This window comes from Serinicoccus sp. CUA-874 (assembly GCF_001942225.1).
Taxonomy (GTDB): Bacteria; Actinomycetota; Actinomycetes; order Actinomycetales; family Dermatophilaceae; genus Ornithinicoccus; species Ornithinicoccus marinus.
Window position 1 is genome coordinate 15,792 of sequence record NZ_MKJZ01000035.1, and the last position, 16,535, is coordinate 32,326.

At 71.5% G+C, this 16,535-nt stretch carries 8 protein-coding genes and 1 pseudogene; 7 read left to right on the forward strand and 2 right to left on the reverse strand.

All coding sequences use genetic code 11. The features are described 5' to 3' along the window. Positions 1–18: 18 nt before the first annotated feature. Both gltD and gltB read right to left on the reverse strand, forming a co-directional pair. On the reverse strand, positions 19–1,479 hold the full coding sequence (gene gltD, locus BJF80_RS12325; RefSeq protein ID WP_075814036.1) for a glutamate synthase subunit beta: 1,461 nt from the start codon (positions 1,477–1,479) through the stop codon (positions 19–21). Then, positions 1,472–6,058 carry a glutamate synthase large subunit gene (gene gltB, locus BJF80_RS12330; protein WP_075814038.1) on the reverse strand — a complete coding sequence of 1,529 codons (4,587 nt, stop codon included), beginning with the start codon at positions 6,056–6,058 and terminating at the stop codon, positions 1,472–1,474. The genes gltD and gltB overlap by 8 nt, the downstream gene beginning before the upstream one ends. Before the next feature lie 207 nt (positions 6,059–6,265). On the opposite strand from gltB, the pseudogene uvrA reads away from it, so the two are divergent. The 7 genes and pseudogenes from uvrA to BJF80_RS12365 all read left to right on the forward strand — a co-directional run bounded on the left by uvrA (position 6,266) and on the right by BJF80_RS12365 (position 16,534). Further along, positions 6,266–9,230: pseudogene (uvrA, locus tag BJF80_RS12335) on the forward strand (excinuclease ABC subunit UvrA). 30 nt (positions 9,231–9,260) lie between these two features. Continuing rightward, on the forward strand, positions 9,261–11,174 hold the full coding sequence (gene uvrC, locus BJF80_RS12340; protein ID WP_022924055.1) for an excinuclease ABC subunit UvrC: 1,914 nt from the start codon (positions 9,261–9,263) through the stop codon (positions 11,172–11,174). Positions 11,175–11,206: 32 nt separating this feature from the next. Next, a complete protein-coding gene (rapZ, locus tag BJF80_RS12345) occupies positions 11,207–12,154 on the forward strand; it encodes an RNase adapter RapZ (RefSeq protein WP_083652667.1) in 948 nt (315 codons plus the stop codon). Then, the gene (locus tag BJF80_RS12350; RefSeq protein ID WP_075814040.1) at positions 12,151–13,113 is read left to right on the forward strand and encodes a gluconeogenesis factor YvcK family protein; all 963 of its coding nucleotides are present in this window, start codon (positions 12,151–12,153) and stop codon (positions 13,111–13,113) included. Before rapZ ends, BJF80_RS12350 begins: the two co-directional genes overlap by 4 nt. Before the next feature lie 92 nt (positions 13,114–13,205). Continuing rightward, on the forward strand, positions 13,206–14,186 hold the full coding sequence (whiA, locus tag BJF80_RS12355; protein WP_028130833.1) for a DNA-binding protein WhiA: 981 nt from the start codon (positions 13,206–13,208) through the stop codon (positions 14,184–14,186). Between the two features lie 126 nt (positions 14,187–14,312). Next, entirely contained in the window at positions 14,313–15,317 is a 1,005-nt protein-coding gene (gene gap / locus BJF80_RS12360) for a type I glyceraldehyde-3-phosphate dehydrogenase (RefSeq protein WP_075814042.1), read from the forward strand. After that, positions 15,317–16,534 carry a phosphoglycerate kinase gene (locus BJF80_RS12365; protein WP_022924050.1) on the forward strand — a complete coding sequence of 406 codons (1,218 nt, stop codon included), beginning with the start codon at positions 15,317–15,319 and terminating at the stop codon, positions 16,532–16,534. Before gap ends, BJF80_RS12365 begins: the two co-directional genes overlap by 1 nt. Position 16,535: the final 1 nt, after the last annotated feature.

The following is a 16,535-nucleotide window of genomic DNA, read 5'->3' on the forward strand; positions in this document are numbered from 1 at the left end:
CCTAGGTGACGGTCCGGGTCAGGCGGTCAGCGGGCGGTCGCTCGCCCGGATGGGCGACGGCAGCGTCGTGCTGCCGCTGAGGTAGCGGTCGACCGTCGCGGCGCAGGCACGCCCCTCGGCGATCGCCCACACGATGAGCGACTGTCCGCGACCGCAGTCCCCGGCCGCGAAGACCCCGTCCAGGGGCGTCGCGAAGGAGTCGTCCCGCTCGTAGGTGTTGCGCGACGTGCGGGCCAGCGCCTCGGCGGGGGCGGCCTCCTCGTCCGGGCCGACGAAGCCCATGGCGAGCAGCACGAGGTCGGCCGGGATCTCCCGCTCCGTGCCGTCCAGGGGCACGAAACGTCCGTCGACGAACTCGCCGTCCACGAGGACCAGGGCGCGCACCCGACCCTCGTCGTCGCCCAGGACCTCCAGGGTGGAGACACCGTAGTTCCGGTCGCCGCCCTCCTCGTGCGCCTCGGTCACCTTGTAGAGCATCGGGTAGGTGGGCCACGGCTGCGCCTCCGGCCGCTCCTGCGGAGGGGTCGGCATGATCTCCAGCTGCAGCACCGACTCCGCGCCGTGCCGGTGCGCCGTCCCGAGGCAGTCCGCACCGGTGTCCCCACCGCCGATGATGACGACGTGCTTGTCCGCGGCGTCGATGCCCCGCTCCCCGCCGAGGGCCTCCTTGTTGGCCGGGACGAGGAAGTCCATCGCGGGGTGAACGCCATCCAGGTCGGCGCCCGGCACCTGCAAGGTCCGTGGCACGGTCGAGCCGGTCGCGAGGACGACGGCGTCGAAGCGCTCCCGCAGCTGGTCGAGGGACTCGTCGTCCGGTCCGTCACCGCCGATGGTGACGCCGGTGACGAAGCGGATGCCCTCCCCGCGGAGCTGGACCAGGCGACGGTCGAGGACCGCCTTCTCCATCTTGAACTCCGGGATGCCGTAGCGCAGCAGCCCGCCGACGGCGTCGGCCCGCTCGTAGACGACGACCGTGTGCCCCGCGCGGCCCAGCTGCTGTGCCGCGGCGAGCCCGGCGGGGCCCGAGCCGACCACGGCGACGGTCCTGCCGCTGAGCCACTCCGGCTCCTGCGGTGTCACCCGGCCGTTGGAGAAGGCCCGGTCGATGATCGAGACCTCGATCTGCTTGATCGTCACCGGTGGCTGGTTGATCCCGAGGACGCACGCCGTCTCGCACGGCGCCGGGCACAACCGCCCGGTGAACTCGGGGAAGTTGTTGGTCGCGTGCAGCCGCTCGATGGCCTCGGCGAAGTTGGCGCGGCGGGTGTGGTCGTTCCACTCCGGGATGAGGTTGCCCAGCGGGCAGCCGGTGTGGCAGAACGGGATGCCGCAGTCCATGCAGCGGCTCGCCTGGCGCTGCAGGACGGAGGTCGCCTGCTCGCCGTGCACCTCCTCCCAGTCCATGATGCGCACCGGGACGGGCCGGGTCGGGCGGTTCTCCCGCTCCCGGTGGGTCAGGAAGCCTTTGGGGTCAGCCATGGGAGTCCTCCAGGATCATCTGCCAGGCGTGGGGGCCGTTGGGGTCGTCGCCGCGGTCCTCCGCCTCGCGGCGGATGCGCAGCACGCTGGCGTACTGGCGTGGGGTGATGGTCGTCAGGCGCAGGGCCCAGTCCGGGTCGTCGAGGAGCGCGCCGGCCACCGTGCTCCCGGTGAGCTCGGCGTGCTCCTCGATCAGCGCCCGGACCACGTCGAGGTGCTCGGTCTCGGCCAGCGGGGTGAGCAGCAGGTCGCCACCCGCCATGGCCAGCGGGTTCATCCGGCCCTCGTCGAGGTCGAGGACCACGGCCGTGCCGCCGGACATCCCCGCGCCGAGGTTGCGGCCGGTGCGGCCGAGCACGAGGGCCATCCCACCGGTCATGTACTCCAGCGCGTGGTCACCGACACCCTCCACGACCGCGGTCGCACCGGAGTTGCGGACGCAGAAGCGCTCGCCGACGAGTCCTCGGACATTGACCTGTCCCGCGGTGGCGCCGTAGCAGAGGACGTTGCCCGCGATCACCTGGTCGGTGGCGACGAAGGGAGAGTCCTCCGGCGGCCGCACCACGATCCGGCCTCCCGACAGACCCTTGCCGACGAAGTCGTTGGCGTCACCAACCAGGCGCAGCGTGATCCCGCGGGGGAGGAAGGCGCCGAACGACTGCCCGGCCGACCCGGTGAGAGTGAGGTCGATGGTGCCCTCGGGCAGGCCGTCCGGCCCTGCCGACAGGGTCACGTGATGACCCAGCAAGGTCCCCACCGTGCGGTTCACGTTGGTGATGGGGAAGCTACCGGTGACCGAAGAGCCGTGGGTGAGGGCGGGCTGGGCCAGCTCGATGAGCTGGTTGTCGAGGGCGGCGGCGAGACCGTGCTCTTGCTGCGTGGTGCAGTGCCGAGCCGCCCCGTCGGGGATCGGCGTGAGGTGCAGGACCGGCGCGAGGTCGAGACCGTCGGCCTTCCAGTGCGCCACCGCGCGGGAGGTGTCGAGCAGGTCGGCCCGGCCGATGACCTCGTCCAGGCTCCGGTAGCCGAGCTGTGCGAGCAGCTCCCGCACCTGCTGGGCGATGAACTCGAAGAAGGTCACCACGAACTCCGCCTTCCCGGTGTAGCGCTCGCGCAGCTCCGGGTTCTGGGTGGCGATGCCGACCGGGCAGGTGTCGAGGTGGCATACCCGCATCATGATGCAGCCGGACACGACCAGCGGGGCGGTCGCGAAGCCGAACTCCTCCGCGCCGAGCAGGGCCGCCACCAGGACGTCCCGACCCGTCTTGAGCTGCCCGTCGCACTGCACCACGATGCGGTCGCGCAGCCCGTTGAGCAGGAGCGTCTGCTGCGTCTCGGCCAGGCCCAGCTCCCAGGGCGTCCCGGCGTGCTTGAGCGAGGTGAGCGGGCTCGCACCGGTGCCCCCGTCGTGGCCGGAGATGAGCACCACGTCCGACTTGGCCTTGGAGACCCCCGCCGCGACGGTGCCTACGCCGATCTGGCTCACCAGCTTGACGTGGATCCGCGCCTTCGGGTTGGCGTTCTTGAGGTCGTGGATGAGCTGCTTGATGTCCTCGATCGAGTAGATGTCGTGGTGCGGTGGCGGTGAGATGAGGCCGACGCCCGGCGTGGAGTGCCGGGTGCTCGCCACCCAGGGGTAGACCTTGCCCGGGGGGAGCTGTCCGCCCTCACCGGGCTTGGCGCCCTGCGCCATCTTGATCTGGATGTCGTCGGCGTGCACGAGGTAGGGCGAGGTGACGCCGAACCGGCCGGAGGCGACCTGCTTGATCGCCGAACGCCGCTCCGGGTCGAGCAGCCGCTGGACGTCCTCCCCGCCCTCACCGGTGTTGGACTTGCCGCCCAGCCGGTTCATCGCGATCGCGAGCGTCTCGTGCGCCTCCTGCGAGATCGAGCCGTAGCTCATCGCCCCGGTGGCGAACCTGCGGACGATGTCGCTCACCGGCTCGACCTCGTCGATGTCGACCGGGTCCCGGTCGGGCTGCAGCCCGAAGAGACCGCGCAGGGTCATGAGCTCGGCCGCCTGCTCGTCGACGAGGTCGGTGTACTGCTTGAAGACGTCGTAGCGGCCCTGCCGGGTGGCGTGCTGGAGCCGGAAGACCGCCTCCGGGCTGAAGAGGTGGGGCGGACCCTCGCGACGCCACTGGTACTCACCACCGATGTCCAGGGCGCGGTGGTAGGGCGGGATGCCGGAGAGCGGGTAGGCGACCGCGTGCCGCCGGCGGACCTCCTCGGCGATGACGTCCAGCCCGACCCCGTCGATCTGGCTCGTGGTCCCGGTGAACCACCGCTCGACGACGTCGCGGGACAGGCCCACGGCCTCGAACGTCTGCGCCCCGCGGTAGGAGGCGATGGTGGAGATGCCCATCTTCGACATCACCTTGAGCACGCCCTTGCCGAGCGCCTTGATGAGGTGGCTGATGGCGACGTCGGGGTCGAGCCCGTCCAGCACCTGACCCGCGGAGCAGAGGTTCTCGACCGTCTCCATGGCGAGGTACGGGTTGACGGCGGCAGCCCCGTAGGCCACGAGCAGCGCCACGTGGTGGACCTCGCGGACGTCCCCGGCCTCGACCAGGAGCCCGACCCGGGTGCGGGTGTTGTTGCGCACGAGGTGGTGGTGGACCGCGCTGGTGAGCAGCAGGGAGGGGATGGGGGCGCGCTCGCGGTCGGCGTGGCGGTCGGAGAGCACCACGAAGAAGGCTCCGGCGGCGATGGCCTCGTCCACCTCGGCGCAGATCTCCTCGAGCCGCTGCTCCAGGGCCTGGGCGCCGCCGTCGACCCGGTAGAGGCCGCGGACGACCACGGCGGCGAACTCGGGGTGCTCACCCTCGACGTTGATGCGGCGCAGCTTGGCGAGCTGGTCGTTGTCGATCACGGGGAAGGGCAGGACGACCTGCTTGGCGTGCTCCGGGGTCTCCGAGAGCAGGTTGGGCTCGGGCCCGCTGGAGCTGCCCAGCGAGGTCACGATCTCCTCCCGGATCGCGTCGAGCGGCGGGTTGGTCACTTGCGCGAAGGCCTCGACGAAGTAGTCGAAGAGCAGCCGCGGACGGTCGGACAGCGCCGCGATCGGGGTGTCCGTGCCCATGGCGCCCAGCGGCTCGGCCCCGGCCTGGGCCATGGGGGCGAGGATGATCCGCAGCTCCTCCTCGGTGTAGCCGAAGATCTGCTGCCGGCGCGTCACGGACGCGTGCGTGTGCCTCACGTGAACCTGGGTCGGCAGCGAGTCCATGTGGACCAGCTCCTGGTCCAGCCACGCGCGGTAGGGCTGCGCCGCGGCGAGGTCCTTCTTGACCTGCGTGTCGTCCAGGATCTGGCCGGCCTCGAGGTCGACGAGGAACATCCGGCCGGGGGCGACCCGGCCCTTGCGCACGACCTTCTCCGGCGGGATGGGGAGCAGGCCCGACTCCGACCCCAGCACCACCAGGCCGTCGTCGGTGACCCAGTACCGGGAGGGCCGCAGGCCGTTGCGGTCCAGGACCGCACCCACCTGCGTGCCGTCGGTGAACACGAGGTTGGCCGGCCCGTCCCACGGCTCCATGAGCATCGAGTGGTACTCGTAGAAGGCGCGGACGTCGGGGTCCATCGTCTCGTCGTTCTCCCACGACTCCGGGATCATCATGAGCACGGCGTGGGGGAGGGACCGGCCGCCGAGGCTGAGCAGCTCCACCACCTCGTCGAAGGTCGCGGAGTCGCTGGCCTCCGGGGTGCAGATGGGCAGCGCGTCGGCGAGGTCGCCGGGGAACAGCTCGCTGGTGAGCTGGGACTGGCGGGCCCGCATCCAGTTGCGGTTGCCCTTCACCGTGTTGATCTCGCCGTTGTGCGCGATGACGCGGTAGGGGTGAGCCAGCGGCCAGGACGGGAAGGTGTTGGTGGAGAAGCGGGAGTGCACCACGGCGAGCGCGCTGGTGTAGCGCTCGTCGGTGAGGTCGGGAAAGTAGGCCGGCAGCTGGTCGGTCGTCAGCATGCCCTTGTAGGTGATGGTGCGGGTGGACAGCGACACCGGGTAGGCGACCGTGCGCCGTTCGATCCGCTTGCGGGCCAGCCAGACCCGACGCTCCAGCTCGAGCCCGGACTCGTCCGGGCTCTCCTGACCTGCCGCGACGGCGAGCTGGCGCATCACCGGCATGACGGACAGTGCCGTCGGGCCGATCATGCCGGCGTCCACCGGCACCTCCCGCCAGCCGAGCACGCTCAGCCCGGAGGCCCGGACGATCTCCTCGACCTGCGCCGCGACCTCGTCGGCCTGGCCGTCCCCGGGGAGGAAGACGATGCCGACGGCATAGCGGCCGCGCTCCGGGAGGTCGAACGGCAGCACCTCCCGGAGGAAGGCGTCCGGCACCTGCGTGAGGATGCCCGCGCCGTCACCGGTGTTCTCCTCGCTCCCGACCGCGCCGCGGTGGTCGAGGTTGTGCAGCGCGGTGAGGGCCTGGGCCACGATGTCGTGCCGGGCGGAGCCGTCCAGCCGGGCCACGAAGGCGACGCCGCAGCTGTCGTGCTCGTGGGCCCCGTCGTAGAGCCCTTCGGGGGCGGCGCCGGGCACGGGACGCAGGGCAGCGGCGGTCGGGACGATCGTCTCTGTCATGGGATCACCGGTTTCGGGACGGGGCCGTGCCGAGGGGAGGCAGCGACCTGAGGTGCGTGTGGACGGGACATCGCTGGCCCTGTGACAAAATCATGCAGGGTTCAGCATACCTATGCAGTTGCCCCCGCGGAAAAGCCGTGCGCGACCGGGTGTGTCAGTGGCGCGGCCTACAGTGGGGTCGTGCCATCTTCGCCTCCTACGTCCGCAGTGTCACGCGCCCGGCACGACCGTCTCGTGGTCCAGGGTGCACGCGAGCACAACCTCCGCGACGTCTCGGTCGACATCCCCCGGGACGCGCTCGTGGTCTTCACCGGCCTGTCCGGATCGGGCAAGTCCTCGTTGGCCTTCGACACCATCTTCGCCGAGGGTCAGCGGCGCTACGTGGAGTCGCTCTCGGCCTACGCCCGGATGTTCCTCGGCCAGATGGACAAACCGGACGTGGACTTCATCGAAGGGCTGTCACCGGCGGTGTCGATCGACCAGAAGTCGACCAACCGCAACCCGCGGTCCACCGTGGGCACCATCACGGAGGTCTACGACTACCTGCGGCTGCTGTATGCCCGGGTGGGGCGACCGCACTGCCCGGTGTGCGGCGAGCCGGTCGAGCGACAGACGCCGCAGCAGGTGGTCGACCGGCTGCTCCAGCTGCCGCCGGGTGTGCGCTACCAACTGCTGGCCCCGGTCGTCCGCGGCCGCAAGGGTGAGTTCGTCGACCTCTTCGCCGAGCTCCAGGCCAAGGGCTTCGCCCGCGCACGGGTGGACGGCGAGCTCGTCTCGCTCAGCGACCCTCCCACCCTGGAGAAGCAGAAGAAGCACAGCATCGAGGTCGTCGTGGACCGGCTCGTGAGCAAGGTGGGGGAGGGCGAGGACGGCTCGGACGCACCGACCGTGGACCGCGCCTACGCCCGGCGTCTCACCGACTCGGTGGAGACCGCCCTCTCGCTGGCGGGCGGGATCATGGTGGCCGAGTTCGTCGACGCGCCGGCCACCGCGGGGGAGGCCGCGGCGGGCGGTCGCGAGGCCCCGGTGGACGAGTCCGGTGAGCCGCTGCCGCGGGAGCGGCGCTTCTCCGAACGGATGGCGTGCCCCAACGACCACCCGCTGTCGATCGACGAGGTCGAGCCGCGCTCGTTCTCCTTCAACAGCCCGTTCGGCGCGTGCTCGGAGTGCACCGGCATCGGGGTCGAGCTCGAGGTGGACCCCGAGCTCGTGGTCCGCGAGGACCTCAGCATCCTGGGCGGCGCCTGGTGCCCTGGTCGACCGCCTCCGGGCTGAGCGACTACTTCCTGCGGGTGCTCGGCGGGCTGTCCGACGACCTCGGTTTCCGGCTGGACGTGCCGTGGAAGCAGCTGCCCGGACGCGCGCGCGACGCATCCTGGAGGGCTACAAGCACAAGGTGCACGTCCGCTACAAGAACCGCTTCGGCCGGGAGCGCAGCTACTCCACCGGCTTCGAGGGGGTCCTGCCCTACGTCAAGCGCAAGCACGCCGAGACCGAGTCCGAGAGCAGCCGTGAGCGCTACGAGGGCTTCATGCGCGAGGTCCCCTGCCCGGCCTGCAAGGGGGCCCGGCTCAAGCCAGAGATCCTGGCCGTCCTCGTCGGCGGCCGCAGCATCGCGGAGGTGTGCGCGCTGCCGATCGACCAGTGCGCCGAGTTTCTCGCCTCGGTGGACTACACCGAGCGCGAGGCCGCGATCGCCGGTCAGGTGAGCCGGGAGATCGACGCCCGGCTCGGCTTCCTGCTCGACGTCGGGCTCGACTACCTCTCCCTGGACCGCCCGGCGGGCACCCTCTCCGGGGGTGAGGCGCAGCGGATCCGCCTCGCGACCCAGATCGGCTCCGGGCTGGTCGGCGTGCTCTACGTCCTCGACGAGCCCAGCATCGGCCTGCACCAGCGGGACAACCGGCGTCTCATCGAGACCCTCACCCGGCTGCGGGACCTGGGCAACACGCTCATCGTCGTCGAGCACGACGAGGACACCATCGCCACCGCCGACTGGGTCGTCGACATCGGTCCCGGCGCCGGCGAGCACGGCGGGCACGTGGTGCACAGCGGCAGCGTGGCGGACCTGCTCAGCCACCGGACCTCGCTGACCGGGCAGTACCTCTCCGGGCGCAAGGCCATCGAGACGCCGTCTGAGCGTCGGCCGCAGGACGGCCGCGCGGTCACGGTCCGCGGCGCCCGCGAGCACAACCTGCAGCAGGTCGACGTGGCCTTCCCTCTCGGCAACCTCGTCGCGGTGACCGGGGTCAGCGGGTCCGGCAAGTCCACGCTGGTCAACGACATCCTCTACCGCGTCATGGCGAACCAGCTCAACGGCGCGCGGCACGTGCCCGGCCGGCACCGCAAGGTGGAGGGCCTGGACCAGCTGGACAAGGTCGTGCACGTCGACCAGAGCCCCATCGGTCGGACCCCGCGCAGCAACCCAGCGACCTACACCGGCCTGTTCGACCACATCCGCAGGCTCTTCGCCACCACCACGGAGGCGAAGGTGCGCGGCTACCAGCCGGGACGCTTCTCCTTCAACGTCAAGGGCGGCCGCTGCGAGGCCTGCTCGGGCGACGGCACGCTGAAGATCGAGATGAACTTCCTGCCCGACGTCTATGTCCCCTGCGAGGTCTGCCACGGCCGGCGCTACAACCGGGAGACGCTGGAGGTCCACTTCAAGGGGCGCACCATCGCCGACGTGCTCGACATGCCCATCGAGGAGGCGGCGGAGTTCTTCTCCGCGGTGCCGGTCATCGCCCGGCACCTGACCACCCTGGTCCAGGTCGGCCTGGGCTACGTGCGTCTGGGGCAGCCCGCCACGACGTTGTCGGGGGGTGAGGCGCAGCGCGTCAAGCTGGCGGCCGAGCTGCAGAAGCGTTCCACCGGCCGCACCATCTACGTCCTGGACGAGCCGACCACCGGGCTGCACTTCGAGGACATCCGGCGTCTGCTGGGGGTGCTCCAGGGGCTGGTGGACAAGGGCAACACGGTGCTGGTCATCGAGCACAACCTCGATGTCATCAAGTCCGCCGACTGGGTGCTCGACCTGGGCCCGGAGGGCGGCCGGGGCGGGGGCACGGTGGTGGCGGCGGGCACCCCCGAGCAGGTCGCCCAGGTGGAGGCGAGCCATACCGGCCGGTTCCTCGCGCCCGTGCTCGGGCTCGACCGGAGGTCCACCGCGTGAGACGACGACTCCCGAGAGCTGTCGTGACCCGTGGCTGACCCGCAGTCCTACCGTCCCCGACCCGGCGAGATCCCCACCGACCCCGGGGTGTACCGCTTCCGGGACCAGCACGACCGCGTGATCTACGTGGGCAAGGCGCGCTCGCTGCGGTCCCGGCTCACGTCCTACTTCCAGGACCTGTCCGCGCTGCACCCCCGGACCCGGCAGATGGTGACGACCGGTGCCCGCGTGGACTGGACCGTCGTGCGCAACGAGGTCGAGGCGCTCCAGCTCGAGTACTCCTGGATCAAGGAGTTCGACCCGCGCTTCAACGTCAAGTACCGCGACGACAAGTCCTACCCCTACCTCGCCGTCACCCTGGGCGAGGAGTTCCCCCGGGCCCAGGTCATGCGCGGCACCAAGCGACCCGGGACCCGCTACTTCGGCCCCTACACGCACGCCTGGGCCATCCGCGAGACGCTGGACACCCTGCTCCGCGTCTTCCCGGTCCGCACCTGCTCGGCCGGCGTCTTCCGGCGGGCCGGTCAGGTCGGCCGCCCGTGCCTGCTCGGCTATATCGACAAGTGCTCGGCGCCGTGCGTCGGCCGGGTCGACGCCGAGGAGCACCGGCAGATCGCCGAGGACTTCAGCGCCTTCATGGCCGGTGACAGCGCTCGCTTCGTCAAGGACCTGGAGGAGCGGATGCGCCGGGCCTCGGCCGAGCTGGACTTCGAGACCGCCGCCCGGCTGCGGGACGACGTCGGGGCCCTGCGCCGGGCGCTCGAGCGGTCCGCGGTCGTGCTGCCGGACGCCACCGATGCAGACGTGTATGCCCTCGCCGACGACGAGCTGGAGGTCGCGGTGCAGGTCTTCCATGTGCGGGGTGGCCGGATCCGCGGGCAGCGTGGCTGGGTCAGCGAGAAGGGGGCCGAGGACCTCCCGGACATCGTCGAGCACCTGCTGCAGCAGGTCTACGGCGGCGAGCGCGGCGACGAGGTGCCCCGCGAGGTCCTCGTGCCCGTGCTGCCGTCGGGCGTCGAGGACGTCGCCGCCTGGCTCGGCGGGCTGCGGGGCGCACGCGTCTCCGTCCGGGTGCCGCGCCGCGGCGACAAGCGCACCCTCATGGAGACCGTGGGGCGCAACGCCCAGCAGGCGCTGGCCCGGCACAAGGTGGCCCGGTCCGGTGACCTGACGCTGCGCTCGCAGGCACTGCAGGAGCTGCAGGAGGTCCTCGAGCTGGACGACGCCCCGCTGCGGATCGAGTCCTTCGACATCAGCCACGTCCAGGGCAGCGACGTCGTCGGGTCGATGGTCGTCTTCGAGGACGGCCTGCCGCGCAAGGGCGAGTACCGCCGTTTCATCGTGCGCGAGGGCACCGGGGACGACACGGCGGCGATGCACGAGGTGCTGACCCGACGCTTCCGGCACCTGTCGCAGGCGCCGCCCCCCGGCGCCGACGACGACGGCCGCCCCGCCAAGTTCGCCTACCCTCCCAACCTCGTGGTCGTCGACGGTGGTCTGCCCCAGGTCCGGGCCGCGCAGGAGGCGCTGAGCGCGGTCGGTGTCACGGACGTCAACGTCGTGGGGCTCGCCAAGCGGCTCGAGGAGGTCTGGAGCGCTGATCAGGAGTTCCCGGTGGTCCTGCCCCGGACGAGCGAGGCCCTCTACCTGCTGCAACGGGTGCGGGACGAGGCGCACCGCTTCGCCAACACCTTCCACCGGCAACGCCGCTCCCGCAGCATGACCAGCAGCGCGCTCGACGGCATACCCGGGCTCGGCCCCGCCCGGCAACAGGCGCTGCTGCGTCACCTCGGCTCGGTGAAGGCGGTCCGCGCGGCCAGCGTCGAGCAGCTGCAGGAGGTCCCCGGGGTCGGTCCGTCCCTGGCGGCGGTGGTCCACGAGCGGCTCGCGGGCGAGAGCGTCGCCCCGGCCGTTAACCTGAGCACCGGAGAGGTCCTGGAATGAGCCCCGGACGGCCTGACGGGACGGAGCGGGAGATGACGACGGACGGGAGGACGGACGTGACCGCACGGCGCATCGACCTGGGGGAGCAGCCACCGGTCCCGCCCGGAGCGGTCGGGCGCTCGGACGTCGTCATCCTCACCGGGATGTCGGGTGCGGGTCGGACGACGGCCGGTGACGTGCTGGAGGACCGCGGCTGGTACGTCGTGGACAACCTGCCGCCGGCGATGATCGTGCGATTGATGGACCTCACCGCCGACGACCCGCAGCGGCAGCGCGTCGCCGTCGTCGCGGACGTGCGCAGCCGGGACTTCACCAACGAGCTCGCCGGGGCGATGCAGACGCTCGGCGAGCGCGGCTGGCGCCCCCGGGTGGTCTTCGTGGACTCCTCCGACGAGACCCTGGTGCGGCGCTTCGAGGCCGTCCGTCGCCCGCACCCGCTGCAGGGGGAGGGGCTGCTCCTCGACGGCATCCGCCGGGAGCGGCGCATGCTCGGCGACATCCGGTCGGACGCGGACCTCGTCCTCGACACCTCCAACTACAACGTGCACGAGCTGGCGGCCAAGATCGACGCGCTGCTCGGCGGGGACGCCGACGTGCGGCTGCGGCTGGCGATCATGGCCTTCGGCTTCAAGTACGGCATCCCCCTGGACGCCGACGTCGTCCTCGACCTGCGGTTCTTGCCCAACCCGTACTGGAACCCCGAGCTGCGCCCGCACACGGGCAGGGACGCCCCGGTGCGCGACTTCGTCCTCGGGCAGGACCTGGCGCAGGAGTACATCCGGCACGCGGAGCACCTGCTACGCACCGCCGTGCAGGGCTATCTCGCCGAGGGACGCCGCTACGTCACGGTGGCCGTGGGCTGCACCGGCGGCAAGCACCGTTCGGTGGCGACCGCGGAGGAGCTGACCCGTCGGCTGGCCGACCTGCAGGAGCAGGACGTGCAGATCTCGACCTTCCACCGTGACCTGGGGCGTGAGTGAGCGGCCGCCGGGTGGTGGCGCTGGGCGGCGGGCACGGGCTGGCCGCCTCGTTGCAGGCGCTGCGTCACCTGACCGAGGCGATCACCGCGGTCGTCACGGTCGCCGACGACGGGGGCTCCAGCGGCAGGCTGCGTCAGGAGTTCGACATCCTGCCGCCGGGTGACCTGCGCATGGCCCTGGCCGCTCTCTGCGAGGACACCGCGTGGGGTCACCAGTGGTCGGCCGTGCTGCAGCACCGCTTCCGCGGCGAGGGGGAGCTGTCCGGTCACGCCCTGGGCAACCTGCTCATCATGGCGCTGTGGGACCTCCGGCCCCAGGAGCAGGTGCGGGGTCTCGACCTCGTGGGGCGGCTGCTCAACACCCGCGGGCGGGTCCTGCCGATGGCGCTGGAGCCGCTGGAGATCGAGGCGGAGATGCAGGACGCGGGACCGACCGGCGAGGGCGGCATCAGCACCGTTCGCGGCCAGTCCACGGTGGCGCGGCACCCCGGCACGGTCCGGTCCATCCGGCTCATCCCGGAGGCGCCACGCGCCTGCCCCGAGGCGCTGGAGTCGATCAAGCTGGCCGACCTCGTCGTCCTCGGGCCGGGCTCCTGGTTCACCTCCGTCATGCCGCACCTGCTCGTCCCCGAGCTGCGGCAGGCGCTGTGCGAGACCCCCGCGCGCCGGATCCTCACGCTCAACGTCAGCCTCAGCGACGACGAGGCCAGCGGCTACACCCTCGCGGAGCACGTCGCGGCGGTCTCGGCGCACGCGCCGGACCTGAGCTTCGACCACGTCATCGCCGACCCGCAGGTCGCCCGCACCGAGGCCGAGCGAGCAGCGCTGGAGGCCGCGGTGGAGGGCCTGGGCGCGAGCCTGGTCCTCACGACGGTCGGCAAGCCGAACCGCCCGGGCGTGCACGACACCCTGCGCCTCGCGGCGGCCTACCGGGACGTCATGGCGGAGCAGGGGCTGTGAGCGCCGCACCGCTACCAGAAGGTAGCCTTCCGGGGTCCTCGGGGGATTGGACCCCGGGGAGCACCACTGCCCGACCCAGGAGGATGACTGCCGTGGCGATGACCGCGAAGGTCAAGGACGAGCTCAGCAGACTCCCCGTCAGCAGGACCTGCTGCCGCAAGGCGGAGGTCTCGACCATGCTCCGCTTCGCCGGTGGACTGCACATCGTCGGTGGTCGCATCGTCATCGAGGCGGAGCTGGACACCGCGCAGAGCGCCCGTCGGTTGCGCACCTTCATGGCCGAGGTCTACGGCTCCAGCAGCGAGCTGATGGTCATGAGCCCCGGGGGCCTGCGCAAGCAGACGCGCTACGTCGTCCGCGCGACCTCCGACGGCGAGTCCCTCGCCCGCCAGACCGGTCTCATCGACCACCGCGGCCGGCCCGTCCGCGGGCTGCCGCCACGCGTGGTGGGCGCCGCGGTCTGCGACTCGGAGGCCGCGTGGCGCGGAGCCTTCATCGCGCACGGGTCGATCACCGAGCCCGGACGGTCCTCGGCGCTCGAGGTGACCTGCCCGGGGCCGGAGGCGGCCCTGGCGCTGGTCGGCGCCGCCCGTCGGCTCGGCATCCAGGCCAAGGCCCGTGAGGTGCGCGGCGTGGACCGCGTGGTGATCCGGGACGGCGACGCCATCGGGGCGATGCTGACCCGGCTGGGGGCCCACGACGCCGTCCTGGCCTGGGAGGAGCGGCGGATGCGGCGCGAGGTGCGGGCCACGGCCAACCGGCTGGCCAACTTCGACGACGCCAACCTGCGCCGCTCGGCGCGGGCCGCCGTGGCCGCCGGCGCGCGGGTGGAGCGGGCGATGGAGATCCTCGGCGACGACGTCCCCGAGCACCTCCGGGTCGCCGGCACCCTGCGGCTGGAGCACAAGCAGGCCAGCCTCGAGGAGCTCGGACAGCTGGCGGACCCGCCGATGACCAAGGACGCCGTCGCAGGGCGGATCCGCCGGCTGCTGGCGATGGCCGACAAGCGCGCCGAGGAGCTCGGGATCGAGGGGACCGAGGCCAACATCACCCCGGACATGCTCGAGGACTGACGCTACGTCATACCGATGTGGTGCGGGCCTGCTCTGCCCGCTAGGTTGGGGGTAGGACGACGGCGTCTGACACGTGCGGCGCGCACCCGGCGGGCCGCAAACCACCAGCATCGAGGAAGGGTTTCCATGACCGTTCGCGTAGGAATCAACGGCTTCGGACGCATCGGCCGCAACTTCATGCGGGCCGTGCTGGCCTCCGGGGCGGACGTCGAGATCGTCGGCGTCAACGACCTGACCGACAACGCGACCCTGGCCCACCTGCTCAAGTACGACTCCATCCTGGGCCGCCTGGACGGCGAGGTGACCAGCTCCGAGGACGAGATCAGCATCGACGGCAAGGCGTTCAAGGCCTTCGCGGAGAAGGACCCGGGCGCCCTGCCCTGGGGCGACCTGGGCGCCGACGTCGTGGTCGAGTCCACCGGCATCTTCACCGACGCCACCACGGCCAAGGCGCACCTGGACGCCGGCGCCAAGAAGGTCATCATCTCCGCGCCCGCCAAGAACGAGGACCTCACCGTCGTAATGGGCGTCAATGAGAAGGACTACGACCCCGCGAGCCACGACATCATCTCCAACGCCTCCTGCACCACGAACTGCCTCGCGCCGATGGCCAAGGTGCTCAACGACGAGTTCGGCATCGTCAAGGGCCTGATGACCACTATCCACGCTTACACCGCGGACCAGAACCTGCAGGACGGGCCGCACAAGGACCTGCGCCGCGCCCGGGCCGCCGCGCTCAACATCGTCCCGACCAAGACCGGTGCTGCCCAGGCCGTCGCTCTCGTCCTGCCCGAGCTCAAGGGCAAGTTCGACGGGTATGCCCTGCGCGTCCCGGTCCCGACCGGCTCGGCCACCGACCTCACCTTCCAGGCCTCCCGCGAGGTCACGGTCGAGGAGGTCAACGCCGCGCTGAAGAAGGCGGCCGACGGCGAGCTCAAGGGCATCCTCACCTACACCGAGGACCCGATCGTCTCCAAGGACATCGAGACCGATCCCGCGTCCTGCATCTTCGACTCCGGCCTGACCAAGGTCATCGGGGACCAGGTCAAGGTCGTCGGGTGGTACGACAACGAGTGGGGCTACTCCAACCGCCTCGTGGATCTCGTTGCGCTGGTGGGCAGCTCGCTCTGATGCGCACGATCGATCAGCTCAGCGACGACCTCGGCGGGCTGGCGGGTCGCACCGTGCTGGTGCGCAGCGACCTCAACGTGCCGCTCGACGGTCAGGAGATCACCGACGACGGGCGGGTGCGCGCCTCGGTGCCCACGATCGAGCGGCTGGCCCGCGAGGGCGCCCGGGTCGTGGTCTGCGCCCACCTCGGCCGCCCCAAGGGCGCGCCCGAGGCGAAGTACTCCCTGGCCCCGGTGGCGACCCGCCTCGACGAGCTCCTCGACGACGACATCACCGTGTCCTTCGTCGAGGAGACGGTCGGGGACCGCGCCACCGCCGCAGTGGAGGCCCTGGGGGACGGCGACGTCCTGGTCCTGGAGAACCTCCGGTTCAACCCCGGTGAGACCGCCAAGACGGACGAGGAACGGGCCGACTTCGCCCAGGCGCTGGCCGGCCTGGCCGACGGCTTCGTGTCGGACGGCTTCGGCGTGGTCCACCGGGCCCAGGCCTCGGTCTACGACGTGCCGCGGCTGCTGCCACACGCCGCCGGCGGGCTCGTCGTCTCCGAGGTCGAGGTCATGCGCACCCTCCGTGAGGACCCGCGCCGCCCGTATGCCGTGATCCTCGGCGGCGCCAAGGTCAGCGACAAGCTCGGCGTCATCGAGTCGCTCATCGCGGTCGCCGACCGGCTGCTCATCGGTGGCGGCATGGTCTTCACCTTCCTCAAGGCCCAGGGGCACGAGGTCGGGACCAGCCTGCTGGAGGAGGACCAGGTCGAGACGGTCAAGGGCTACCTGGAGACCGCGGCCGAGCGGGGCGTCGAGATCGTCCTGCCGACCGACGTGGTCGTCGCCGACAGCTTCTCGGCCGACGCCGCCCACGAGGTGGTGCCGGCGGACGCGATGCCGGCCGACCGGATGGGGCTGGACATCGGCCCGGACTCCGAGGAGCTCTTCGTGGGCCGGCTGGCCGACGCGCAGACCATCTTCTGGAACGGCCCGATGGGCGCTTTCGAGATGGCGCCCTTCGCCTCGGGCACGAAGGCGGTGGCGCAGGCCCTGGTCGACCGGACCTCCGCCGGTGCCCTGACGGTGGTCGGCGGAGGGGACTCCGCCGCCGCCGTCCGGGACTTCGGGCACACCGAGGACGACTTCGGACACATCTCCACCGGCGGTGGGGCGAGCCTGGAGTACCTCGAGGGCAAGGACCTTCCCGGACTGTCGGTGCTGGAGGACTGAG

Coding starts and splice junctions, on each gene's coding strand:
- gltD (WP_075814036.1), bottom strand. CDS start 1,479: ATGGCTGACCCCAAAGGCTTCCTGACCCACCGGGAGCGGGAGAACCGC.
- gltB (WP_075814038.1), bottom strand. CDS start 6,058: ATGACAGAGACGATCGTCCCGACCGCCGCTGCCCTGCGTCCCGTGCCC.
- rapZ (WP_083652667.1), top strand. CDS start 11,207: ATGACGACGGACGGGAGGACGGACGTGACCGCACGGCGCATCGACCTG.
- gap (WP_075814042.1), top strand. CDS start 14,313: ATGACCGTTCGCGTAGGAATCAACGGCTTCGGACGCATCGGCCGCAAC.
- BJF80_RS12365 (WP_022924050.1), top strand. CDS start 15,317: ATGCGCACGATCGATCAGCTCAGCGACGACCTCGGCGGGCTGGCGGGT.